At 54.6% G+C, this 23,481-nt stretch carries 19 protein-coding genes and 7 tRNA genes; 2 read left to right on the top strand and 24 right to left on the bottom strand.

Features of this window, described 5'->3' with window-relative positions:
- Positions 1-24: 24 nt before the first annotated feature.
- Genes nadD through leuS form a run of 4 tightly spaced genes read right to left on the bottom strand, consistent with a single transcriptional unit; the run spans position 25 to position 4,895 of the window.
- On the bottom strand, positions 25-681 hold the full coding sequence (nadD, locus tag ACLRGG_RS05285) for a nicotinate-nucleotide adenylyltransferase (protein ID WP_416248748.1): 657 nt from the start codon (positions 679-681) through the stop codon (positions 25-27).
- Positions 674-1,705, bottom strand: a complete 1,032-nt coding sequence (holA, locus tag ACLRGG_RS05280) for a DNA polymerase III subunit delta (protein WP_416248747.1) — start codon at positions 1,703-1,705, stop codon at positions 674-676. The genes nadD and holA overlap by 8 nt, the downstream gene beginning before the upstream one ends.
- Entirely contained in the window at positions 1,702-2,298 is a 597-nt protein-coding gene (gene lptE, locus ACLRGG_RS05275) for an LPS assembly lipoprotein LptE (protein WP_345831144.1), read from the bottom strand. The genes holA and lptE overlap by 4 nt, the downstream gene beginning before the upstream one ends.
- A gap of 14 nt (positions 2,299-2,312) precedes the next feature.
- On the bottom strand, positions 2,313-4,895 hold the full coding sequence (gene leuS / locus ACLRGG_RS05270; protein ID WP_416248746.1) for a leucine--tRNA ligase: 2,583 nt from the start codon (positions 4,893-4,895) through the stop codon (positions 2,313-2,315).
- Positions 4,896-5,118: 223 nt separating this feature from the next.
- Here leuS and ACLRGG_RS05265 point away from each other — a divergent pair, with 223 nt between their 5' ends.
- Positions 5,119-5,601, top strand: a complete 483-nt coding sequence (locus ACLRGG_RS05265) for a zinc ribbon-containing protein (RefSeq protein WP_416248745.1) — start codon at positions 5,119-5,121, stop codon at positions 5,599-5,601.
- A 180-nt stretch (positions 5,602-5,781) separates the two neighbouring features.
- Here the strand turns inward: ACLRGG_RS05265 and ACLRGG_RS05260 are convergent, their stop codons facing one another.
- The 9 genes from ACLRGG_RS05260 to miaB all read right to left on the bottom strand — a co-directional run bounded on the left by ACLRGG_RS05260 (position 5,782) and on the right by miaB (position 15,766).
- Positions 5,782-6,507 (bottom strand): amino acid ABC transporter ATP-binding protein, encoded by a 726-nt coding sequence (locus ACLRGG_RS05260; protein ID WP_416248744.1) that lies wholly within the window; start codon positions 6,505-6,507, stop codon positions 5,782-5,784.
- A complete protein-coding gene (gltK, locus tag ACLRGG_RS05255; protein ID WP_067705535.1) occupies positions 6,508-7,185 on the bottom strand; it encodes a glutamate/aspartate ABC transporter permease GltK in 678 nt (225 codons plus the stop codon).
- A complete protein-coding gene (locus tag ACLRGG_RS05250) occupies positions 7,185-7,925 on the bottom strand; it encodes an amino acid ABC transporter permease (protein WP_416248743.1) in 741 nt (246 codons plus the stop codon). The genes gltK and ACLRGG_RS05250 overlap by 1 nt, the downstream gene beginning before the upstream one ends.
- Positions 7,926-8,121: 196 nt before the next feature.
- On the bottom strand, positions 8,122-9,024 hold the full coding sequence (locus tag ACLRGG_RS05245; protein ID WP_416248742.1) for an amino acid ABC transporter substrate-binding protein: 903 nt from the start codon (positions 9,022-9,024) through the stop codon (positions 8,122-8,124).
- Between the two features lie 1,060 nt (positions 9,025-10,084).
- Entirely contained in the window at positions 10,085-11,623 is a 1,539-nt protein-coding gene (gene lnt / locus ACLRGG_RS05240) for an apolipoprotein N-acyltransferase (protein ID WP_416248741.1), read from the bottom strand.
- A gap of 6 nt (positions 11,624-11,629) precedes the next feature.
- Positions 11,630-12,508, bottom strand: a complete 879-nt coding sequence (corC, locus tag ACLRGG_RS05235) for a CNNM family magnesium/cobalt transport protein CorC (RefSeq protein ID WP_416248740.1) — start codon at positions 12,506-12,508, stop codon at positions 11,630-11,632.
- 91 nt (positions 12,509-12,599) lie between these two features.
- Positions 12,600-13,073 (bottom strand): rRNA maturation RNase YbeY, encoded by a 474-nt coding sequence (ybeY, locus tag ACLRGG_RS05230; RefSeq protein ID WP_416248739.1) that lies wholly within the window; start codon positions 13,071-13,073, stop codon positions 12,600-12,602.
- Positions 13,070-14,131 carry a PhoH family protein gene (locus tag ACLRGG_RS05225; RefSeq protein WP_416248738.1) on the bottom strand — a complete coding sequence of 354 codons (1,062 nt, stop codon included), beginning with the start codon at positions 14,129-14,131 and terminating at the stop codon, positions 13,070-13,072. The genes ybeY and ACLRGG_RS05225 overlap by 4 nt, the downstream gene beginning before the upstream one ends.
- A gap of 210 nt (positions 14,132-14,341) precedes the next feature.
- A complete protein-coding gene (gene miaB, locus ACLRGG_RS05220; RefSeq protein ID WP_416248737.1) occupies positions 14,342-15,766 on the bottom strand; it encodes a tRNA (N6-isopentenyl adenosine(37)-C2)-methylthiotransferase MiaB in 1,425 nt (474 codons plus the stop codon).
- A 195-nt stretch (positions 15,767-15,961) separates the two neighbouring features.
- On the opposite strand from miaB, the gene ubiF reads away from it, so the two are divergent.
- A complete protein-coding gene (gene ubiF / locus ACLRGG_RS05215; RefSeq protein WP_416248736.1) occupies positions 15,962-17,140 on the top strand; it encodes a 3-demethoxyubiquinol 3-hydroxylase in 1,179 nt (392 codons plus the stop codon).
- A 290-nt stretch (positions 17,141-17,430) separates the two neighbouring features.
- On the opposite strand, the gene ACLRGG_RS05210 is transcribed toward ubiF, so the two are convergent.
- From ACLRGG_RS05210 to nagA, 11 genes are all read right to left on the bottom strand, one after another.
- A tRNA-Gln gene (locus tag ACLRGG_RS05210) sits at positions 17,431-17,505 on the bottom strand.
- A gap of 40 nt (positions 17,506-17,545) precedes the next feature.
- Positions 17,546-17,620: transfer RNA gene (locus ACLRGG_RS05205), tRNA-Gln, on the bottom strand.
- A gap of 7 nt (positions 17,621-17,627) precedes the next feature.
- Positions 17,628-17,704, bottom strand: a tRNA-Met gene (locus ACLRGG_RS05200).
- Positions 17,705-17,741: 37 nt separating this feature from the next.
- Positions 17,742-17,816 (bottom strand) — tRNA-Gln (locus ACLRGG_RS05195).
- A gap of 38 nt (positions 17,817-17,854) precedes the next feature.
- Positions 17,855-17,929 (bottom strand) — tRNA-Gln (locus ACLRGG_RS05190).
- A 23-nt stretch (positions 17,930-17,952) separates the two neighbouring features.
- Positions 17,953-18,037: transfer RNA gene (locus tag ACLRGG_RS05185), tRNA-Leu, on the bottom strand.
- Between the two features lie 7 nt (positions 18,038-18,044).
- A tRNA-Met gene (locus ACLRGG_RS05180) sits at positions 18,045-18,121 on the bottom strand.
- Positions 18,122-18,338: 217 nt separating this feature from the next.
- Positions 18,339-20,006: an asparagine synthase B gene (asnB, locus tag ACLRGG_RS05175; protein ID WP_416248735.1), complete on the bottom strand. Its 1,668-nt coding sequence runs from the start codon at positions 20,004-20,006 to the stop codon at positions 18,339-18,341.
- Between the two features lie 260 nt (positions 20,007-20,266).
- Complete coding sequence (locus ACLRGG_RS05170; protein ID WP_416248810.1) at positions 20,267-21,034, bottom strand: HAD-IIA family hydrolase; 768 nt, start codon at positions 21,032-21,034, stop codon at positions 20,267-20,269.
- A 17-nt stretch (positions 21,035-21,051) separates the two neighbouring features.
- The gene (gene nagC / locus ACLRGG_RS05165; protein ID WP_416248734.1) at positions 21,052-22,269 is read right to left on the bottom strand and encodes a DNA-binding transcriptional regulator NagC; all 1,218 of its coding nucleotides are present in this window, start codon (positions 22,267-22,269) and stop codon (positions 21,052-21,054) included.
- Between the two features lie 7 nt (positions 22,270-22,276).
- On the bottom strand, positions 22,277-23,425 hold the full coding sequence (gene nagA, locus ACLRGG_RS05160) for an N-acetylglucosamine-6-phosphate deacetylase (RefSeq protein ID WP_416248733.1): 1,149 nt from the start codon (positions 23,423-23,425) through the stop codon (positions 22,277-22,279).
- Between the last annotated feature and the right edge of the window lie 56 nt (positions 23,426-23,481).

Below are 23,481 nucleotides of genomic sequence, written 5' to 3'. Positions count from 1 at the left end.
TTAGCGGCGAAGTATACCATGAGCTTAGGGGTTGCGATATAAACCCGCGTCATTGATAAATGCCAGTACGGCTGCGGGAAGAAGACCGTCGCACGGCTGGTTATGATGACGCCGGGTGCGGATTTCCGTCGCAGAAATCGCCAGCAGCGGCGTGGAGGCCAGATAAATCTTCCCCGCCGGAGACGCGTGCAGCTGCCGGGGATCGGCGGTCAGGTGTTTGGAGAGCCACTGTTGCAGCTCAGGTGTTTCAAGCTGGTTATTATAACCCGGGCGTTTAAGCACCAGCAGATGGGTCAGGGAGAGCAAATCCTGCCAGCGATGCCACTTGTGTAAGCTTAGCAGTGAATCCTGCCCAATAATAAACGCAAGCGGCTGCTTTTCTCCACGCGTCTGGCGCAGTGCGGTAAGCGTTTCAAACGTCCAGGAGGGCGTTTCACGCTCCATTTCGCGCAGGTCCAGATCAAAAAGCGGATTACCGGCAATCGCCAGCCTGACCATCGCGACCCGCTGAGCCGGGGTGGCTTCGGGCTGAGGCCGGTGCGGCGGCACGTTATTGGGCAGTAGCGTAATTTTACTCAGGCCGGTCATGGCCGCCAGTGCCTCAACCGGTTTCAGATGGCCGAAATGGATGGGATCGAATGTCCCGCCAAAGAGAGCATGTAGCTCCTGATTATCAGACATCGCAAAAATGCTCGGGGAAAGTGCGACTGCACAGCAGCAGCGACAGTGTTTCCAGATCGGGCCAGATATCCTGCCCATAATCCTGTTTAAGCGTCAGCTCAATACGCGTCAGCAGGCTGAAAGCCTGAGCGAGCTGGCGGGTGGAAAGTCTCTGTAGCGCTTCGCTATACAGCGCCCGTCGGTTTTGCCAGACGCGAAGCTGATCGAATAGCGTGCGCAGGGGCGTGCCCGCCATCTGACGCTGCAGGTTCAGCAGCGTCATCAGCTCCCGCTGGACGGTACGCAGCAGAATGACCGGCTCGCTTTCTTCCGCCTGCATCTGCCTGAGAATGTGCCGGGCGCGTTTGTTCTTGCCCGCCAGGAGCGCATCCACCCAGTGGAAAGGCGTAAAGTGTGCGGAGTCATTAACCGCTTCCTCAACCCTGGGCAGGGTCAGCTTACCATCCGGCCACAGCAGCGACAGCCGCTCCAGCGCCTGAACCAGCGCCAGCAGATTACCTTCGTAGCAGTAGCAAAGCAGCTGCGTTGCCGCATCATCCAGCGTCAGCTTAAGGCTTTTTGCCCGGGCTGCCACCCAGCGGGGGAGCTGCGCCTGCTCCGGGGTCTGGCAGGGCACCACAACGGCTTGGGCGCTCAGGGCTTTATACCAGGCGCTATTCTCCTGGGCCTTGGTCAGCTTTGCCGCACGCAGGATCAGCAGAATGTCGGCATGAAGAAGCGTAGACAGCGTGACCAGCTGTTCGCCAATAGCCGCATTGGGTCCGTTTTCTGGCAGGGTGAGAAGCAGTGTCTGGCGGCTGGCAAAGAGGCTCAGGGCCTGACAGGTAGAGAAGATAGTGTCCCAGTCGGTTTGGGCATCAAGAGTTACGCTAAAATGTTCGGTGAAATCCTGCTGCTGAGCCGCAGCGCGTATCGCGTCCTGGGACTCCTGGAGCAGCAGGGGTTCACTGCCGGTGAGAATGTAGCAGGCGCGCAGCCCTTCGTGAAGCTGCGCGCTAAGCTGTTCAGGATAAATCCTGATCATTTCGCCAGAGAGCTGTCAGGCAGGACAGAACGTGGGGACATCTGATCGATTGCGGAAGGGGAGGCGTTCAGCGTATCAATCGCGCTGTCGTTTTCCGCCGCATGAACGGTTAACAGCTTACGCACCAGCTGCTGGGCCGCCTGAGTCCGCATTTCGGTGATGATAATGTTCTGCTCTGAGTCTTTAGCCAGTGCCGCCAGCGGGTTATCGAAGAAAGAACGATAGACCGTTGCGCTGATTGGATAGATCCCTTTATTTGGGATCAGAACCTGAGCATTGACCGTCATCATCAGTGAATATTCGGCAGTTTTACCATCCTGGAAGATCGAGGCGGTATCACGTCCCTGAGTTTCCCCCTGCAGGCGCAGTGACGGAACGTCTTTACGCAGGCCGGGTTTTTCAAGGATGGTCACGTTGTTCAGACGGAGCTGCTCGCGCACGGCGCGTGCCAGCGGACCGTAGGGGTCTCCGGTGTCGACGATCATGGTTTTCATCTCCGGTGGGACCGAGGTGGTCCCGCGCAGATGATAGCCGCAGCCTGCGGTGATCAACACCGCCAGGCCAACTAACAATGACATTACTGGATTTCGCACAATTCCTCCTGACATCAACCCACGACCAGGTTAAGCAGCTTGCCCGGTACGTAAATCACTTTACGAATGGAGACGCCATCAAGATATTTGGCGACCAGATGCTCCTGCGCGGCTCGCGCCTGAACCTGTTCCTGCGTAGCATCAGCCGGAACGGTGATTTTGCCACGTACTTTACCATTAACCTGAACGACCACCAGCAGAGAATCTTCGACCATCGCCGCCTCATCCGCCTGCGGCCACGGGGCGTTATCTATCTCGCCAGCGCCACCCAGCGCCTGCCACAGGACGAAGCTGGCGTGCGGGGTGAAAGGATAAAGCATACGAACAACGGCCATCAACGCTTCCTGCATCAGGGCACGGTCCTGCTCGCTCTCCTGTGGGGCGCGCAGCAGCTTGTTCATCAGCTCCATTACCGCCGCAATCGCGGTGTTAAAGGTCTGACGGCGGCCAATATCGTCGGATACCTTAGCAATAGTTTTGTGAAGATCGCGACGCAGCGCTTTCTGTTCATCATTGAGGCTGGCGATATCAAGATCCGCGCATGCGCCTTTTTCCTTATGCTCAAAGACCAGCTTCCACACGCGCTTCATAAAGCGGTTGGCGCCTTCAACGCCGGACTCCTGCCATTCCAGCGTCATGTCGGCCGGAGAAGCAAACATCATAAACAGACGGACGGTATCTGCGCCGTAGCGCTCAACCATCACCTGCGGATCGATACCGTTGTTCTTCGACTTGGACATTTTACTCATGCCCGAGTAGGTCAGCTCGCGGCCAGTACTGTCGGTTGCCTCGGTAATGCGGCCTTTCTCATCGCGCTGGAGGGTAACCTCAACCGGTGACACCCAGTTGCGCTCGCCATTTTCGCCGGTGTAATAGAAGGCATCGGCCAGCACCATGCCCTGACACAGCAGGCGTTTGGCTGGCTCATCGGACGTAACCAGACCCGCGTCGCGCAGCAGCTTGTGGAAAAAGCGGAAGTAGAGCAGGTGCATAATCGCATGCTCGATGCCGCCAACGTACTGGTCCACCGGAAGCCAGTAGTTTGCTGCCGCCGGGTCCAGCATGCCTTTATCGTAATCCGGACAGGTGTAGCGGGCGTAGTACCACGACGACTCCATAAAGGTGTCGAAGGTATCGGTTTCACGCAGCGCGGGCTGCCCGTTAACGGTGGTTTTCGCCCATTCCGGGTCCGCTTTAATCGGGCTGGTGATGCCGTCCATCAGCACGTCTTCCGGCAGAATAACCGGCAGCTGATCTTCAGGCGTCGGCATTACGGTGCCGTCTTCCAGCGTCACCATCGGGATTGGCGCCCCCCAGTAGCGCTGGCGTGATACGCCCCAGTCGCGCAGGCGATAGTTTACTTTGCGCTCGCCAACGCCCTTCGCGACCAGATTGTTAGCAATGGCATTAAAGCCTTCCTCAGAAGATAACCCGTTGAATTCACCAGAATTGAACAGGGTGCCTTTCTCGGTCATGGCCGCAGAGCTCACGTCCGGTTCATTACCATCGGCGTTCAGGATAACCGGTTTGATCGACAGGGCATATTTGGTGGCAAACTCCCAGTCACGCTGGTCGTGGGCAGGAACGGCCATCACCGCACCAGTACCGTATTCCATCAGCACGAAGTTAGCCGCCCATACCGGTACTGTTTCACCGGTCAGCGGGTGCTGGGCGTACAGGCCGGTCGGCATGCCTTTTTTCTCCATCGTGGCCATATCGGCCTCGGCAACTTTAGTGTTGCGGCATTCAGCGATGAAGTCTGCCAGGGCAGGGTTGGAGGCTGCCGCCTGAGCTGCCAGCGGATGACCCGCAGCAACGGCCAGATAGGTGACGCCCATAAAGGTGTCCGGGCGGGTGGTGTAAACCCGCAGCGTCTCGCTGCTGTTTTCGACCCGGAAAGCGATTTCGACGCCTTCAGAGCGACCAATCCAGTTACGCTGCATGGTTTTGACCTGCTCAGGCCAGCTCTCCAGCGTATCCAGATCGTTCAGCAGTTCATCGGCATAAGCCGTAATTTTCACGAACCACTGCGGGATCTCTTTACGCTCAACCTTGCTGTCGCAGCGCCAGCAGCAGCCATCAATAACCTGCTCGTTAGCCAGCACGGTCTGGTCGTTCGGACACCAGTTAACCGCTGAGGTTTTTTTATAAACCAGACCCTTCTCGTAGAGTTTGGTGAAGAACCACTGCTCCCAGCGATAGTACTCCGGCTGACAGGTCGCCAGTTCGCGATTCCAGTCATAGCCAAAGCCCAGCAGCTTAAGCTGCTTCTTCATATAATCGATATTTTCGTAGGTCCAGGGGGCGGGAGCCGTCTTGTTTTTGACCGCCGCGCCTTCAGCGGGCAGGCCGAAAGCGTCCCAACCGATAGGCTGTAACACGTTTTTACCCAACATGCGCTGGTAACGCGAGATCACGTCACCGATGGTGTAGTTGCGCACGTGGCCCATATGCAGGCGACCAGAAGGATAGGGCAGCATGGAGAGGCAGTAGTACTTCTCTTTACCTGTATCTTCGGTAACGCTGAACGTTTGCTTCTCATCCCAGTGCTGTTGAACATGGGATTCTATCTCTTCCGGGCGGTATTGCTCTTGCATGGCAGCCAGTGGTCCTTTGTAAACTTTATGATTTCGTTTAGATCGGCATAGCATAGCTGATAAGCAACCAGCGCAACAATAGTAACTACCCGCCCGGGCGGCATTTCTCTGTAAGCTGGAAGACGGCAGGCAAATTTTGCTGTCGGTAGAGGACTTCTACGCGCAATTTCTGGTTTCAGGCTAGACTTTAAAGCGAAACGCGTTGGAACGTTCAGGAGAGAAAATGAACAAGGTTGCTCAGTATTACCATGAACTGGTCGCTTCGCTGACCGAAAGAATTAATCAGGGTGAGCATAATATTGATGCGCTGGTTGAAAGCGGCAGGCAGCGGATGGTCAGCAGAGGGGAGCTGACTCCCGCACAGATTGACGACGTGACCCGGGCGGTGCGCCGCGATCTGCAGGAGTTTGCCCGTAGCTATACCGAAAATAAGCGCGACAGCGGCGACAGCGTTTTTATGCGGGTGATCCGTGAAAGCGTCTGGAAGGAGCTGGCAGACATTACCGATAAAAGCCAGCTCGAATGGCGCGAGGTTTTTCAGGACCTTAACCATCACGGCGTTTATCAAAGCGGTGAAGTTGTCGGACTGGGGAATCTGGTCTGTGAGCAGTGCCACTTTACCCGGGCGATCTACACGCCAGAAGCGCTTACCCGCTGCCCGGAATGCGGCCATGACCGGTTTAATCGCGAACCCTTTGAGCCCTGATTGCCTGGAAGCGACGGGTGTTGCCCTTTCGATCTTCGTCAGGCTGCGAGCTAAGGTTTAACCGAAGCTACGCAGGTTCAGGTTTTAGCGAAAGCGACTGTAGCTCCGGCTCAGGCCGAAGCTACAGTCTTGCAGGTTTAGGCAAAAGCTTAAGTGGTGCAGGCTTAAGCCAAAGCCACATTAGTGCAGGATTTTCGCCAGGAAGTCTCTGGCGCGTTCGGACTGAGGGTTATTAAAGAAATCGTCCTTTAGAGAATCCTCCACGATTTTCCCCTCATCCATAAAGATAACCCGGTTAGCCACCTTCCGCGCAAAGCCCATTTCGTGCGTGACCACCATCATGGTCATCCCCTCATTAGCCAGCTCTACCATTACGTCCAGCACTTCGTTGATCATCTCGGGGTCCAGCGCCGACGTTGGCTCATCAAAAAGCATGGCGATGGGATCCATACAGAGCGCGCGGGCAATGGCTACGCGCTGCTGCTGACCGCCTGATAGCTGGCCTGGATGCTTGTTGGCATGGGCCGAAAGGCCAACGCGGGCCAGCAGCTTAAGCCCTTTCTCCCGCGCTTCGTCTTTGTTACGTTTCAGCACTTTTACCTGAGCAATTGTCAGATTTTCGATAATCGTCAGATGAGGAAATAGCTCGAAATGCTGGAATACCATGCCGACGTGAGAACGCAGCTGTGCCAGGTTGGTACGCCTGTCGTTAACAGCGGTGCCGTTGACTTCAATATTGCCTTTTTGCACGGGCTCCAGCCCGTTGACCGTTTTGATCAGCGTGGACTTACCCGATCCTGACGGGCCGCACACGACCACAACTTCGCCTTTTTTTACTTCGGTAGAGCAGTCGGTCAGCACCTGAAAGTGACCATACCACTTAGAAACGTTTTTCAGGGTAATCATCTAAACTGTCCTTTTTTTCTTTAAGTAGCTGACCAGTAATGAGGCGCTAAGGCTGATAACGAAATAGACCGCACCGGCAAACAGCACCATTTCAATCTCCGTACCGTTGTTAATGCCAATGGTATCTGCGGTTCTGAAGAAGTCCGCCAGACTAAGCACGTAGACCAGGGAGGTATCCTGGAACAGCACAATCCCCTGGGTAAGCAGCAGTGGGATCATGGCGCGAAAGGCCTGCGGCAGTATTATCAGTTTCATTGACTGCCACGGCGTCATCCCCAGCGCCAGCGCGGCTTTCCCCTGTCCGCCCGCGATACTGATAATCCCGGCGCGAATAATTTCCGAATAGTAGGCTGCCTCAAATAGTGAAAAGGCCACCATCGCGGAGATAAGACGGATATCGGTTTTTGGCGAGATGCCCAGTACCTGTTGCAGAAAGCTGGGGACCACCAAATAGAACCATAGCAGCACCATAACCAGCGGCACCGAACGGAACAGATTGACATAAAGTTTCGCAAACCAGCTGACGGCTTTGATGCTGGACAGACGCATAATCGCCAGCAGCGTCCCCCAGATAATGCCAAAAACAATGGCCGTCACGGTGATTTTCAGCGTGATGACCAGACCTTTTGCCAGATAAGGCAGGTTAGGAACGATGGTGCTCCAGTCAAATTCGTACATTATTTGCCTCCCATGCCGCCGGGGAGCCGCACTTTGCGCTCAACCAGGCTCATAAGCAGCATCACCACCAGGTTGATAGCGATATAGGCCACAGTGATAGCGGTAAAAGATTCATAGGCATGTGCGGAGTAATCCAGCAGCTTGCCCGCCTGCGCGGCCATATCGACCAGCCCGATGGTAGAGGCGATAGCGGAGTTCTTGACCAGATTAAGCATTTCTGAAGTCATCGGCGGCACAATAACCCGATAGGCATTAGGCAGCAGAACGTAGCGATAGGTTTGTGGAAGCGTTAACCCCATTGCCAGCCCGGCATTTTTCTGTCCGCTCGGGAGTGACAGGATAGCGGCCCGCACCTGTTCGCAAACGCGGGCGGCGGTAAACAGGCCCAGGCAGATGACTGAGCAACTGAAAAACTGAATATTGGGATTGAGCTCCGATTTAAACCACATGCCGATACTTTCAGGCAGCAGTTCCGGCACCACCAGATACCAGATGAAGAACTGTACGATCAGCGGAACGTTACGAAACAGCTCCACGTAGCAGGTGCCGAGGGAAGAAAGCAGGCGATTGGGCACGGTTCGCAAAATGCCAAACAGCGAGCCGACCAGGAAAGCAATTATCCATGCGCAGATTGAGACGGCAATGGTGACCTGAAAGCCGGACCACAGCCATCCCAGATAGGTGGTATTACCGAATGGGGCCTGTTGCAGAAAAATTCCCCAGTTCCAGTCGATTGACATAAATGGCTCCGTTAAAAAAAGGGTAGCGAGGCTACCCTGAAGATTGATGAGAGGCTCTTTCAGTGCGCCGTGGGGAACGACCACGTTACACTCTTCGCCTGGTACGGCCGTTAGGGTCACGACCGGTCAGGCTGTTGTCTGTCCGGGCCTGAATTCAACAATCAGAGGGCGAAGATGAACGCCCTTATTTTCATTATTAGTTCAGAACCTTGTCGTTTGGCGTTTTGAATGTCGCTTTCATATCATCCGACAGGCTAAAGTTCATATTGAGGTTTTTAGGCGGAATAGGCTGGCTGAACCACTTACCAAACCACTTTTCTGCCTCGCCGGACGTCTGGGCTTTCGCGATAGTGTCATCCATCAGCTTTTTGAAATCGCTATCACCCTTACGCAGCATGCAGCCATAGGCCTCTTTAGACTGAGGTGTACCCACGATTTCCCAGTTATCCGGTTTTTTTGCCTTGGCTCGCTCACCGGCCAGCAGGGCGTCATCCATCATAAAGGCCACCGCACGGCCGCTTTCAAGCGTACGGAAGGAGTCACCGTGATCTTTGGCGCTGATAATGCGCATACCCATTTTTTTGTCGTCATTAAGCTTATTCAGCAGAATTTCAGAGGTGGTCCCGGAGGTGACCACCACGGTCTTCCCTTTAAGATCGGAGAAGTCTTTAATCGGGCTGCCTTTTTTCACCAGCAGTCGGGTGCCGATAACAAAGATGGTATCGGAGAAAGCGGCCTGCTGCTGGCGCTCTGCGTTGTTGGTGGTTGATCCACACTCAAAATCGTAGGTGCCGTTTTGCAGCAGGGGGATACGGTTCTGCGAGGTGATAGGTAGCATTTTCACCTGTAAATCCGGTTTATTCAGTTTGGCTTTGATCGCCGCAACGATTGCATCCGAGTAGTCCTGTGAATAACCGATGACTTTCTGCTGGTTATCATAGTAAGAGAAAGGTACCGACGATTCGCGGTGGCCGACAACCACTACGCCATTTTTGGCAATTTTTTCCAGAGTGCTGGTTTGAGGTGCATCTGCTGCGTGGGTCATCCCAACTGCAAGGCCAGAAAGTGCAAGGCATAGCCCAAGCTTCCGAAATTTCATCTCCAACTCCTTCATTTAGAGTGCTGAATAGAGCACGCCGATTATGATGTTATGGTTTTTGACTGCTTGCTGCTTTTCTTTATATCCCAGGGCATAGCCGCACGTTGGGCAGCCCTAACATAGCTGAATGTTAACTTAATGAAACAAAAAAGTTTCTTTTTTGCGAACTGTGCCGCACCAAAGAGGGGCATCTTTTTTGCGCTGCGCCGCCGTGGGGCGGGAAATGAACCGTTGCAGTGCGGACACTCTGTTTTAAGAGGAATGTTGCAGGCCGGGTACAATTTCTGCGTATTATTTTGCAAGCATCGTGCCAACAACTATTTGCTGAAACCGTTGTGGACACAGGAGGTTAAGTGGGGCAATTGGGGCGGGGGTTCCAAAATAGATCTGCGTGGGATGTTGTTCTGTTTTTAGATGGCACGATGATGGGCGAGATAAGACCGGGAGTGTCGTCTGTGGCTGGTACCTGGTGCTGTAAGGGCTGGGATGTCGCCAATGTGTGGTGCAAAGGCTGGGGTGGTCGCCAACGGGTGGGGTCCGGTGCCTGGCGCAGTAAGGCTGGGGTAGTTGCCAACGTGTGGTGCCCGGTGCCAGCCTCCCTGCTGGCCCATCCGGGTCTTCCTCCCTGCGCTCAGCGCTGCGGATTGCCTGTTACCGGGCACCACCCGTCGGCTTACTGCATTGTGCTGGCTGCGGGTAAGGGCGGTGTCGGAGATCCCCGGAAACTCTTCGCCAGATATGAAGGCGTACAGGAAATATGCACTGACCAAAATAGTTGGGATATCAAGAAAATCAGAAGACTGAGAGGTGGATAATCCCTGCGGGTGACGGGCATTCCGGCCTGGAGTCGGAGCCAAAGGCACCATGCGAAGCGTGTAGCTGTGACGCCCGGCAACCGCCGAGATTATCCACCGGCAAAGCCGACATTGCAGCCAACACAATTCACCGGCTACCGCCGAGATTATCCACCGGCTCCTCAGATATCGCCGCTGTATAAGAGACCAGCAACGCAGCCCAACAGTTAGTCGAAACCAAAGGGGCCTGGCAAATAATACCGACATCAGGCGCGATGGCGATTTCTGATACCGAGAACTACGGCGATGAAACCAAACAACAGCGTGATAACCCATACAGATGCGTTACCGAAGCGGGCATAAGGCGTCAGACCCTGGGTGGGCACCACCTGCATCGCTAATACGCGCGCGGTAAACTGTGGGATCATCTCTTCTGCATCGCCGTCAGCATTAATCACCGCCGTTACGCCATTATTGGTATCGCGAAGCAAAGGACGACCCAGCTCCAGCGCCCGCATTCTGGCCATCTGGAAATGCTGCCAGGGACCGATTGAATGACCAAACCAGGCATCATTAGAAATTGTCAGCAGGAAATCCGTATCCGGACGGAAATTATCCCGAACCTGCTGCCCCAGCACGATCTCATAACAGATGGCCGCGGTCAGATTCACCCCGGCTACCTTCAGCTGCGGCTGAATATAGGCACCCCGGCTGAAAGAAGACATCGGTAAATCGAAAAAGGGTGCGAGCGGCCTCAACAAAGTCTCCAGCGGGACAAACTCTCCAAAGGGCACCAGATGGTTTTTCTGATAGCGGTTCTTACTGTAATAGCTATAGGGCTGCTCACCGCCTAATACGATTATCGAGTTATAGTCGTGATAGCGGTTATTCTCCAGACGCGAATCGACGATGCCGGTCACCAGACTACTGCCCTGAGAACGTAACTCTTCATCGACTGATTTCAGGAAAGGCTGCTGATTACTTTCAAGGTCGGGAATGGCCGATTCAGGCCAGATGATCAGCGACGCTTTGCCCACAAACGGGCGGGTGAGCGCGGTATAGGTTTTCAGCGTGTTAATTAGCTGGTTAGGATCCCATTTCAGCGACTGGGGGATATTCCCCTGCACCAGCGCGACATTAATTGCGCGCTCGGGCATTGCCTGATACCAGCTAAGCTGACGCAGCGGCCAGGGTAGCAGAAGCAAAGCCAGCGCCACGACGGCGGCTATCCAGTGACGCTTGATCACGGCGTAAACAGCCAGCCCTGCGACCATCATCAGCACAAAGGTAATGCCCTCAACGCCCAATAATGGACCCAGACCTTTGAGAGGGCCGTCAATCTGGCTATAGCCGAACTGTAGCCATGGAAAACCCGTCAGGATCCAGCCCCGCAGAAACTCGGTGACCTGCCATAGCGCAGGTGCAGCAATAACCAGGCGAACGAAAGTGGCTCGGGGAAACAGGCGGCTAAGCACGGCGGCAAACAGCAGCGTGAACAGCGAAAGCCAGGCGGCCAGCAGGATAACCAGGAAAACGTTAACCGGCCCCGGCATTCCCCCAAAGGTGGCGATGCTGACATAGACCCAGTTAATGCCGCTGCCGAACAGGCCCATCCCCCATAAAAAGCCTATTGCAGTGGCCTGACGGACTGAGCGATTAAGGGTCAGAGCCAGCAGGCCCGCCAGCGACAGAATGGCCGCCGGCCAGAAATCATACGGCGAGAATGAAAGGGTGCCACAGGCACCCGTCAGCAGCGCTAAAAGCAGGCGAACCCGCTGGCGCTGATAGAGTGAAGCAATAGCCATTGCGAATTATTCTTCCAAAATCGGTTGCGGCGAATTTTCCGGAATTCTGACGTGAACCTGAATGATACGACGGCTGTCCGCCATGGCGACTTTAAACTGATAGCCGTCAATTTCTACGCTCTCTCCGCGCGCAGGCAGGTGACCAAACGCCTGCATCACCAGACCGCCGATGGTATCGACCTCTTCATCGCTGAAGCTGGTGTCGAAAATGTCATTGAAATCTTCAATCGGCGTCAGGGCGCGCAGGGTATAGGTATGGCGACTTAGCTGGCGGATATCCCGATCTTCTTCATCGTCATATTCATCTTCGATTTCCCCCACGATCAGCTCCAGGATGTCCTCGATGGTAACCAGCCCGGAGACGCCACCAAATTCATCAATGACAATCGCCATGTGATAGCGCTGTGAGCGGAACTCCTTAAGCATACGGTCAACGCGCTTACTCTCGGGCACCACAACGGCCGGACGCAGAACCATCTCCATGCTGAACGGCGCCGATCCGCTGGTCATAAACGGCAGCAGATCCTTTGCCATCAGGATACCTTCAACGTGATCTTTATCTTCGCTGATGACCGGGAAACGGGAGTGGGCCGACTCTATAATGGTATCCAGGCAGGTTTCCAGCGTCTGATTATGCTTCAGCGTGACCATCTGTGAGCGTGGGATCATAATGTCCCTCACGCGCTGCCCGGCGATATCCATCACGCCTTCAAGCATGTCCCGGGTATCGGGATCGATCAGCTCATTCTGTTCGGAGTCGCGGATAAGCTCTAACAGGTCGTCACGGTTTTTTGGTTCACCGTGAAACAGCTGGTTGAGGAGAAGGGTGAAGAATCCCTTTTTACTACTGGGACTGTCATTATTCTGTGAATGGTCATCGCTCATGGCGTTTTTGTTTCTGTCACTCTTGTCGTGAGAAGAAGATATCCCTGCCGCGAGAGGCGTGGCAGGGATGGTATCAGGCCAGCTGGCCTGTTTAGGGTAACGCTTTCTCCGAAATGTACGGGTCGTCATAGCCAAGAGCAAGCATTATCTCGGTCTCGATCGACTCCATCTCTTCGGCTTCGTCGTCTTCAATGTGGTCATAACCCAGTAAATGCAGGCTACCGTGAATAACCATGTGCGCCCAGTGGGCCAGCAGCGGTTTTTCCTGCTCAGCGGCTTCCTGCTCAACAACCTGGCGACAAATGATCAGATCGCCAAGCAGCGGCAGCTCAATACCCGGTGGGGCTTCGAACGGGAAAGAGAGGACGTTAGTCGGCTTATCTTTACTTCTGTAGGTATGATTCAGCATGCGACTTTCCGCTTCATCAACCACACGAATGGTCACTTCACTCTCTTCCTGGAACTGAGGCAGAACCGCCTCAAGCCAGCCCTGAAAATCAGATCCCGTCGGCAGGCCTTCCACCTTTTCGCAGGCAAGCTGCAAATCAAGAATTACGGTACTCATTTTTGCTCCTGCGCGGCGAGCTGAATCGCCAGAGCTTCGCGCTTGCGCTCTTCGGCCTGCGCGTCCCGACGCTTTTGGTCGGCCGCTTCCCAGGCTTCATAAGCGATTACCACGCGGGCAACCACCGGATGACGGACCACGTCCTCGCTGTGGAAGAAGTTAAAGCTAATTTCGTCCACCCCGGAAAGCACCTCAATGGCGTGGCGCAGGCCGGACTTGAGATTACGCGGCAGGTCAATCTGCGTCACGTCGCCGGTGATAACTGCTTTAGAATTAAATCCGATGCGGGTCAGAAACATTTTCATCTGTTCGATGGTGGTGTTCTGGCTTTCATCAAGAATGATAAAGGCATCATTGAGCGTGCGACCACGCATGTATGCCAGCGGTGCAACTTCAATCACGTTACGCTCAATCAGCTTTTCCACGCGCTCAAAGCCCAGCATTTCAAACAGCGCGTCATACAGGGGACGCAGGTAGGGGTCAACCTTCTGACTGAGATCGCCCGGCAGAAAGCCGAGCTTTTCACCGGCCTCGACCGCAGGACGCGTCAGCATGATGCGGCGAACCTCCTGGCGCTCCAGGGCATCTACGGCAGCAGCCACGGCCAGATAGGTTTTACCCGTACCCGCCGGGCCGATGCCAAAGGTAATGTCATGATCGAGCACGTTAGCAACGTACTGCGCCTGGTTGGGCGTACGCGGTTTGATTACGCCGCGTTTGGTTTTAATGTTTACCGCCTTGCCAAACTCGGGCACATGGTCATCAGCCTGCTCAAGCACCCGGCTCTCTTTAATCGCCAGATGGATCTGTTCAGGATCGATATCTGGAATATGGCCCCGCACCGGTGCCGTATCCACATAAAGGTCGCGGAGAATAGTCGCGGCAGCATTGACGCACAGGGCTTTGCCGACCAGCTTAAACGCGTTGTCACGGCGGCTGATTTCAATGCCTAACCGACGCTCGAGCTGCTTAATATTGTCGTCAAACGGGCCACAGAGGCTCAGCAGACGGTGGTTATCAGCGGGATCTAAGGTAATTTCGCGTGTTTCGATATTCAAACTAATCCTTTGGGTCGCTCAGGGCCAGTTGAGGACGGTGTATTATGGCAGCGCCGCACTGTTTAGCGGCAATAGCATAAGAGAATTATTTATGGCTGCACATAAATGCGCAAGCGTATAAAAAGATATTTGGGCGACGGTTCCGGAAACCAAGTGCGCAGCGCGGGAATTCATGCGGCAAACCCGAAGGCCTGCCGCAAAAGGGTGGGGTCAGGGCTGGAAGGAGCCTACGCCAAGCTCGTTTTCTTTACGCGTACGCGCAATGACGGAAGCCGGGGATTCAATGCTGCGCAGGTCCATTTGATCTTCTGTTCGCACCACCACGCCGCGCAGGGAGTTGGTGTAAACGTCAACAATTTCAACATCGACAAATTTACCGATCATCGCAGGCGTTCCTTCAAAGTTCACCACGCGGTTATTTTCCGTACGGCCGGACATCTCCATCACGTTTTTACGTGAGGTGCCTTCCACCAGAATACGCTGTACGGTGCCCATCATCCGGCGGCTCCACACCATCGCCTGCTGGGTAATGCGCTCCTGAAGCCGCCACAGGCGCTGCTTTTTCTCCTCTTCCGGTACGTCGTCCGGCAGATCGGCCGCCGGGGTGCCGGGGCGCGCGGAGTAGATAAAGCTAAAGCTCATATCGAAATTTACATCGGCAATCAGCTTCATTGTCTGCTCAAAGTCCTGCTCGGTCTCGCCAGGGAAGCCGATAATGAAGTCGGAGCTGATTTGAATGTCAGGCCGCGCCGCAATCAGCTTGCGTATAATGGCCTTATATTCCAGCGCGGTATGAGCACGCTTCATCAAAGTCAGAATACGGTCCGCACCGCTCTGCACCGGCAGATGCAGGAAACTTACCAGCTCGGGCGTGTCACGGTAGACATCAATAATGTCATCGGTGAACTCAATAGGATGGCTGGTGGTAAAGCGAATACGATCGATGCCGTCAATGGCGGCCACCAGACGCAGAAGGTCGGCAAAGCTACAGATTTCACCATCAAAGCTCTCACCCCGGTAAGCGTTAACGTTCTGACCGAGCAGGTTAACTTCACGCACGCCCTGGGCAGCAAGCTGGGCTATTTCGAACAGAATATCATCGCAGGGGCGGCTGACTTCTTCACCACGGGTGTAAGGCACCACGCAGAAAGTACAGTATTTGTTGCAACCTTCCATAATGGAGACGAAAGCCGATGGCCCTTCTGCACGGGGTTCGGGCAGACGATCGAATTTTTCGATCTCCGGGAAGCTGATATCCACAACCGGGCTTTTCGAACCGCGCACGGTATTGATCATCTCCGGCAGGCGGTGCAGCGTTTGGGGTCCAAAAACGATATCCACATAGCTGGCACGTTGACGAATGTGATCGCCTTCCTGCGAGGCCACGCAGCCGCCGACGCCAATGATCAGGTCAGGGTTGCTCTCCTTCAGCGTTCTCCAGCGGCCAAGCTGATGGAACACTTTTTCCTGGGCCTTTTCACGAATCGAGCAGGTGTTAAGCAGCAGAATGTCGGCCTCTTCCGCGACGTCGGTCAGCGTGAAGCCATGCGTGCTGTTTAACAGGTCAGCCATCTTGGATGAGTCATACTCATTCATCTGACAGCCCCAGGTTTTGATATGCAGTTTTTGGGTCATCTGGTTGCCATTTATCATGCAGGAAGGAATGCAGGGCGCGTATTGTAATGCTTTGCCACGATGGTGACCAGCATACAGGCTTTTACGTTTACGATTTCAACTGGCCCCGCAAAATCCGATACACTAAGGGTAACAAATTGTCCCTTACAGGTGTAGAGGTAAGGGCACCGTAGTCCACCGGTAAAGGATAAAATAATGACAGGACATACGCGGAACGAGGATATCGTCATTGTTGGCGGCGGAATGGTAGGAGCCGCGCTGGCCAGCGGACTGACGACGCAGGGATTTAAGGTGGTGGTGCTTGAACAGCAGGCACCCGCGGAGTTTGATCCGCAGAGCAATCCCGACGTCAGGATTTCTGCCGTCAGTGCCGCCTCGGTAGACCTGCTTAAGCAACTTGAGGTCTGGCCACGGGTGCAGCAGATGCGCGCCACCCCCTATCGCCGGCTGGAAACCTGGGAGTGGCAGACCGCACAGGTGGGATTTGACGCGCAGTCGCTGGGGCTGCCGGAATTAGGTTTTATGGTGGAAAACAGCGTACTGCAAAGCTCACTCTGGCAAAGGCTCGCGCAGCAGGACGTGAGTCTGATTGCGCCAGCCCGCCTTCAGGATCTGCAACCCTGCAACGGCGGCTGGCGTCTGCGCCTGGAAAGCGGCGAGGAGATGATCGCCCGCATGGTGGTGGGTGCCGATGGTGCTAACTCTCAGGTGAGGCAACTGGCAGGGATGGGCATTCACGGCTGGAATTATGCACAAGCCTGTATGCTCATCAGCGTACGCTGCGATCGGGATGCCGGTGACTGTACCTGGCAGCAATTCACACCCGACGGTCCGCGCGCATTTTTACCGCTGTCCGACGGGTGGGCTTCGCTGGTGTGGTACGACAGCCCGGCACGCATTCGACAGCTGCAGGCGATGAGCATGCAGCAGCTGGAGCAGGAGATTATTAAACACTTTCCGGCAAGGCTGGGGCACGTTAAGCCGGTCACTGCCGGATCCTTTCCTCTGGTGCGCCGCCATGCGATTCGCTATGTGTTGCCTGGCCTGGCGCTGGTGGGCGATGCCGCACACACCATCAATCCGCTGGCAGGTCAGGGTGTTAACCTGGGCTATCGCGACGTAGACGCCTTAATAAACACGCTAACGGCAGCGCGTGATAAAGCCGAAGACTGGGCATCGGCGGGCGTACTGCGCCGCTATCAGCGTCAGCGTCAAACCGACAATATGCTGATGCAGAGCGGGATGGATCTCTTCTACTTTGCCTTTAGTAACCCGTCTGCGCCGCTGCGCGTTATGCGTAATCTTGGGCTGATGGTGGCCGAACGCTCGGGTGTATTGAAGCGCCAGGCGTTACGCTACGCGCTGGGCCTTTAAATCACTCTCCAGCTCAATGGCGGTTCCAAAGTGAGCTAACAGCAAAGTCACAGGCAGACAGCCGGGCGCAGGCAGGCGCCTGACGAGGCGCAATATAGCGATCCGCACCCTATCTGCGTTATGTATGGTGCAATCTGACCAGGCAACTACATGTGCCGTATTCTGCTCAGCTATGGGTATGTTGCGGGTAGTCAGGATGATGAGACTAGCGCTGTATGGTCGGGAGGAGGAAGCCGCTCTGGCAAACCGCAGACGTAAAAAAGCCCGCAAAAGCGGGCTTCTTTACTTAATGGCTGGGGTGCAGGGATTCGAACCCCGGAATGCTGGTATCAGAAACCAGTGCCTTACCGCTTGGCGACACCCCAATTTCCTGGGTGCGATTCGCAATGCGAATCGTCTTTTTTATGGCTGGGGTGCAGGGATTCGAACCCCGGAATGCTGGTATCAGAAACCAGTGCCTTACCGCTTGGCGACACCCCAATAAAATTGGTGGCTACTACGGGAATCGAACCTGTGACCCCAGCATTATGAGTGCTGTGCTCTAACCAGCTGAGCTAAGTAGCCTAATTTTACTGCGTTACTACACTAACATATTTCTTAATGGCTGGGATACCTGGATTCGAACCAGGGAATGCCGGTATCAAAAACCGGTGCCTTACCGCTTGGCGATATCCCAATGTCCGTTTCACTCAGTACAGCGACCATCAAGAAAACTGGCTGGGGTACCTGGATTCGAACCAGGGAATGCCGGTATCAAAAACCGGTGCCTTACCGCTTGGCGATACCCCATCCGTGCAAAACCGCGATGATAATGGTGCGGGAGGCGAGACTTGAACTCGCACACCTTGCGGCGCCAGAACCTAAATCTGGTGCGTCTACCAATTTCGCCACTCCCGCAAAAAGATGGTGGCTACGACGGGAATCGAACCTGTGACCCCAGCATTATGAGTGCTGTGCTCTAACCAGCTGAGCTACGTAGCCATCTTTATTTCGCGCTACCTTCATCGGCGTTGCGGGGCGCATTATGCGGAGTTGACCTGAAAGCGTCAACAAGTTTTTTCCCGTTTTTGCCCTGAAATGCTTCGTTTGTCTGGGTTATAACCAGCCTGATGATTAAATCAACAAATTCTGAAGGTAACGTGCGCAAAAAAAGGGTACGGGGCCGGTAAGGCCCCGTTTTCACAGATAAAGTGTTCGCTTATTTGTAGGCTGACTGATGCACGCCCACGGCACGACCGGAGGGATCGTCCATGGTTTTGAACGCTTCATCCCACTCAATGGCTTTCGCCGATGAACAGGCAACGGAAGGTCCGCCGGGAACGCACTCCGCCGCGCTGGGTAAAGGAAACAGCTCTTCAAAGATTTCACGGTACAGGTAGCCCTCTTTAGAGGTCGGCGTGTTGTACGGAAAACGGAAGTGCGCCGTTTGCAGCTGCTGATCGGAGATCTGCTGCGCGGCCACCTCTTTCAGGCTGTCGATCCAGCTGTAGCCGACGCCGTCAGAAAACTGCTCTTTCTGACGCCAGGCCACGCTTTCCGGCAGGTATGAGGAGAAGCTCTCGCGCAGAATGTGTTTTTCCATTTTGCCGTTAGCGCCGCACATTTTATCTGCCGGGTTAATGCGCATCGCCACGTCGAGGAATTTTTTGTCCAGGAAGGGCACGCGCGCCTCTACGCCCCAGGCTGACATGGCTTTGTTGGCACGGGCGCAGTCGAACATATGCAGGGCCAGCAGTTTGCGCACGTTTTCCTCGTGGAACTCTTTGGCGTTCGGGGCCTTATGGAAGTAGAGATAGCCGCCAAACACCTCATCGGCGCCTTCGCCCGACAGCACCATTTTGATGCCCATCGCTTTGATTTTGCGTGACATCAGATACATCGGCGTCGAGGCGCGAATGGTGGTGACGTCATAAGTTTCAATATGGTAAATCACGTCACGGATGGCATCCAGGCCCTCCTGCACGGTGAAATGAATCTCGTGGTGGACGGTACCAAGATGGTCCGCCACGGTTTTGGCGGCTTTCAGGTCGGGTGAACCTTCCAGACCGACGGCGAAGGAGTGCAGCTGTGGCCACCAGGCCTCGCTCTTATCCTGATCCTCAATGCGCTTCGCCGCATACTTTTTGGTCACGGCAGAGATAATAGAGGAGTCCAGCCCACCCGACAGCAGAACGCCATAAGGCACGTCAGACATCAGGTGGCTTTTCACCGCTTCTTCCAGCGCCTCTTTCAGCGCCGGTGCATCGGTTTTGTTGTGTTCAACAGCCTCATAACTGAACCAGTCGCGCTGCCAGTAGCGGTGGATCTCACCGTCGGTGCTGGAGAGGTAGCTGCCTGGCGGAAACTCTTTCATGGTGCGGCAAACCGGCACCAGCGCTTTCATTTCCGAGGCAACAAACAGGTTACCGTGCTCATCGTTACCCATATAAAGCGGGATAATACCGATATGATCGCGACCAATCAGCCAGGTGTTTTTAACGCTGTCATACAGAATAAAGGCGAACATGCCCTGCAGCTCGTCGAGGAAGTCGACGCCCTTTTCCTGATAGAGCGCGAGGATCACTTCGCAGTCGGATTCGGTCTGAAACTCATAGCGGTCACTCAGTTCTGCCCGCAGTGCCTGATGGTTATAGATTTCACCGTTCACGGCCAATACATGCGTATGGGCAGCGTTATACAGAGGCTGTGCGCCGTTGTTCACGTCAACAATTGACAGGCGTTCGTGTGAAAGAATCGCGTGATCGTTGGCATAAACGCCGGACCAGTCCGGGCCACGGTGACGCATCAGACGAGAAAGCTCCAGGGCTTTCTTACGCAGTTCGGCAGAATCAGTTTTCAGATCCAGCACGCCAAAAATTGAACACATAGCTAACTCCCTCTCGACATCCCTGAACGGTGATGATGGTAATGTGAATCGTCAACGGCGACAGTTTTCGCCCTGTGACTATAAAAATGCGCTATCTGCCCCGGATGATGCAAGCGTTTTAGCCATTCTCTGAAAAATAGTCTGTTGCACTGCGAAGAATATTGATGGATCACCAGTAAAATGCGATTAAATTTGAATAATCGTCAATTTACGGGTGATGGTGTTTAAAAGATAAGCAGGGCGGGTGGGGTAAGTCCGAATCAGATAATATCGATATCGGCCACTGACGGATAAATCCAGCTGGGACGGAAAGGCATAGCGTCAACATCGCTCATCGTCGAAACGCCTGATAGCACCAATACTGTCTCCAGCCCGGCCTGGAAACCGGCCAGGATATCGGTACGCAGATTATCGCCAACGATAACCGTCTCTTCCGAATGCGCCTGCATTTTATTGAGCGCGGCGCGGATGATCCATGGGCTTGGCTTGCCGACGTAAAAAGGCTTACGCCCGGAAATGACTTCGATTCCGGCGCAGAGCGCGCCGCAGGCTGGCACAAAACCCCTGGCGTGGGTGTCCGGATTAGTGGCAATAAAGCGGGCGCCGTTAGCAACGAACCAGGCCGCTTTATGCATCATGTCCCAGTTGTATGAGCGGGTCTCTCCGACAATCACAAAGTCCGGGTTGATATCGGTGATGGTAAAGCCCGCTTTATACAGTTCGTGGATCAGCGCGCCTTCGCCCACTACATAAGCTTTTTTCCCCTCCTGACGCCGCAGAAAATCAGCCGTCGCCATGGCGGAGGTATAAAAGACGCTGTCCGGCAGATCGATTCCTGCCGAGGCAAAACGATTGGAGAGGTCAAGCGCGGTCTGCGATGGGTAATTCGTCAGCACCACCAGAGGTAATCCCCGGGCTAGAATGCGTTGCAGAAAATCGTTGGCACCCGGCACCGCCGTATTATCGTGCATTAACACGCCATCAATATCGCAGATGACATTTTTAATCGTACTGCTTTCGCTGTTCATCAGGGTTAAAGCGCTCATCAACCTTCCAGTAAGTGTTGTAATAAGATGCCGTTAAGCATGGCACGTTTCGCCAGCGCGAAAGCGCCTATGCCTGAATGATGGTCCAGTTCGGAACGAACGACCGGCAGATTTTTGCGAAAGGCTTTCAGCACCTGCGTATTAATGCAGCCCTCAATGGCCGGCAATAACAACTTTTCCGCCTCAGTAATCTCACCGGCAATCACCACCTTTTGTGGGTTAAAAAGGTTTATTGCAATGGCAACGGCCTTGCCGAGATAGCGGCCAACGTGCTCAATCACTTCGGTCGCCAGCGCATCTCCGCGGTTAGCAGCCTGACAGATCTGGTGAATACCACACTCCTCGCGCAGGACGCTGTTATAGCCCTGGGACAACAGATGACGTACGCGTTTTTCAATCGCGCTGTTCGCCGCAATGGTTTCCAGGCAGCCGAAATTACCGCAGGAGCAGCGCTCACCCAGCGGATCTACCTGAATATGGCCCAGCTCGCCAACGTTGCCATTGCTGCCGAGAAAAATATGGCCATTGGCGATAATACCGGCGCCGGTACCGCGATGCACGCGCACTAAGATGGAGTCAGCGCAGTCGCGCGTGGCACCAAAGTAGTGCTCGGCCAGGGCCAGACTACGAATATCGTGGCCGACAAAGCTGGTGACGTTAAAACGTGCCTGCAGGTTTGCCACCAGCGGCCAGCAGTTGACGTTGATATGCGGCATATAGCGGATAATCCCGTTAACCGGATCGACCAGTCCGGGTAAAATAACGGAAATGGCAATCAGCTCACGCAGCTTGCGCTCGTACTGTTCCATAAAGCTGGCGATGGCGTTAAACAGGGCGTGTTCCAGGGTTTCCTGGGTGCGTTCTGGCAGGGCATAATCTTCCTGAGCCAGGGGTTTTCCACTGAGGTCGAAAAGGGTAAGTGTGGCGTCGCTGCGTCCCAGACGAATGCCGATGGTGTTGAATCCCCGCGTTTCGGTAATGATTGAGATAGCGCGGCGGCCTCCAGTAGAGGCCTGCTGATCCACTTCTTTGATCAGCCCGCGTTCAATAAGCTGGCGGGTAATTTTGGTGACGCTGGCGGGAGCAAGCTGACTGTGCTCGGCAATCTGAATACGTGAAATCGGTCCTTGCCGATCGATAAGCCGGTATACGGCTGCGCTATTAAGCTGCTTAACTAAATCAACGTTTCCTATCTGAGCCTGTCCGCCGCTGGTCATTCCGCATCTACTCGCTTAAGACCTCGTCACCGTTAACGATAGTCTGGATTATTTTATAATCACGGGTGAAAACGTTCAGGTTCGCCACTTTTCCGGCTTCAACTGAACCTAATGTTTTCTCAATTCCCATTGCCCGGGCTGGGTAAAGCGTTGCCATGCGGATCGCCTCATCGAGAGAAATACCGACATGTTCGACGCAGTTCGCGACCGCTTCGATCATCGTCAGTGCAGAACCACTCAGCGTGCCCTGTTCGTCAACGCACAGCCCATTCCGATAGTATATTGTTTTTCCTGCGAAAATAAATTGGTCAATATTAGCCCCGGCTGGCGCGGTGGCATCCGTCACCAGTATTAGCCTGTCACCCTTGATACGTTTAGCATTACGAATATTTGCGTAATGCACGTGCAGGCCGTCTGCGATAATCCCGCTGTAGACCTCTGGGGCGTCAAACAGGGCACCGATCAGGCCCGGTTCACGTCCGGTGAGGGTAGGCATGGCGTTATAAAGATGGGTGGAGAAACTGATCCCGGCAGTAATGCCAGAGCGCGCTTCATGATAGGTAGCATGCGAATGGCCGCTGGAAACCACAATGCCTGCGCTGACCAGCTGGCGGATAACCTCGGGGGAGACCTCTTCCGGCGCGAGGGTGATCTTACTGATGACATCGCCATTCTCGCAGAGGAAATCGACCAGCGCCGGGGAAGGGCGACGGATCAGTGCGGGATTATGGGTGCCGGGCTTGCGTGGGCTGAGCCACGGACCTTCCAGATGCAGGCCAAGGGCCTGGTTAGCATTCTGCGCCAGATAAGCCCGCATCACCTCAACGGCGCGATGCATCATTTCATCGCTACTGGTGATAAGGGTCGGCAGAAAGCTGGTACAGCCCGCTTTCTCATTGGCTTTCTGCATGGTGTTCAGGGTGTCGACATTTAACGCAGCCATATCATCATTAAACTGCACGCCGCCGCAGCCGTTAAGCTGGAGATCGATAAAGCCGGGAGCAATAATCGCACCGCCCGTATCGCGTCTTTCAATGCCTGCCGGAAGTTCATCGGCGACGCAAACGCGTTCAATCAGGCCATCTTTGATGACAACTGCATGATTTTCGAGTATCTCATGGCCGGTAAAAACGCGGCCATTGGTTAAAGCGTACATATTTTCTCCCGGCATATCCGGCTTAATGGCTAACGCATGTGTCCGGCTGGGAACAT

Source organism: Erwinia sp. PPS120 (assembly GCF_047918655.1).
Classification (GTDB): Bacteria; Pseudomonadota; Gammaproteobacteria; order Enterobacterales; family Enterobacteriaceae; genus Erwinia; species Erwinia tasmaniensis_A.
This window is presented reverse-complemented; position numbering and strand designations above follow the sequence as displayed.

Coding starts and splice junctions, on each gene's coding strand:
- nadD (WP_416248748.1), bottom strand. CDS start 681: ATGTCTGATAATCAGGAGCTACATGCTCTCTTTGGCGGGACATTCGAT.
- holA (WP_416248747.1), bottom strand. CDS start 1,705: ATGATCAGGATTTATCCTGAACAGCTTAGCGCGCAGCTTCACGAAGGG.
- leuS (WP_416248746.1), bottom strand. CDS start 4,895: ATGCAAGAGCAATACCGCCCGGAAGAGATAGAATCCCATGTTCAACAG.
- ACLRGG_RS05265 (WP_416248745.1), top strand. CDS start 5,119: ATGAACAAGGTTGCTCAGTATTACCATGAACTGGTCGCTTCGCTGACC.
- ACLRGG_RS05260 (WP_416248744.1), bottom strand. CDS start 6,507: ATGATTACCCTGAAAAACGTTTCTAAGTGGTATGGTCACTTTCAGGTG.
- gltK (WP_067705535.1), bottom strand. CDS start 7,185: ATGTACGAATTTGACTGGAGCACCATCGTTCCTAACCTGCCTTATCTG.
- ACLRGG_RS05250 (WP_416248743.1), bottom strand. CDS start 7,925: ATGTCAATCGACTGGAACTGGGGAATTTTTCTGCAACAGGCCCCATTC.
- ACLRGG_RS05245 (WP_416248742.1), bottom strand. CDS start 9,024: ATGAAATTTCGGAAGCTTGGGCTATGCCTTGCACTTTCTGGCCTTGCA.
- lnt (WP_416248741.1), bottom strand. CDS start 11,623: ATGGCTATTGCTTCACTCTATCAGCGCCAGCGGGTTCGCCTGCTTTTA.
- corC (WP_416248740.1), bottom strand. CDS start 12,508: ATGAGCGATGACCATTCACAGAATAATGACAGTCCCAGTAGTAAAAAG.
- ybeY (WP_416248739.1), bottom strand. CDS start 13,073: ATGAGTACCGTAATTCTTGATTTGCAGCTTGCCTGCGAAAAGGTGGAA.
- miaB (WP_416248737.1), bottom strand. CDS start 15,766: ATGACCCAAAAACTGCATATCAAAACCTGGGGCTGTCAGATGAATGAG.
- ubiF (WP_416248736.1), top strand. CDS start 15,962: ATGACAGGACATACGCGGAACGAGGATATCGTCATTGTTGGCGGCGGA.
- asnB (WP_416248735.1), bottom strand. CDS start 20,006: ATGTGTTCAATTTTTGGCGTGCTGGATCTGAAAACTGATTCTGCCGAA.
- ACLRGG_RS05170 (WP_416248810.1), bottom strand. CDS start 21,034: ATGAACAGCGAAAGCAGTACGATTAAAAATGTCATCTGCGATATTGAT.
- nagC (WP_416248734.1), bottom strand. CDS start 22,269: ATGACCAGCGGCGGACAGGCTCAGATAGGAAACGTTGATTTAGTTAAG.
- nagA (WP_416248733.1), bottom strand. CDS start 23,425: ATGTACGCTTTAACCAATGGCCGCGTTTTTACCGGCCATGAGATACTC.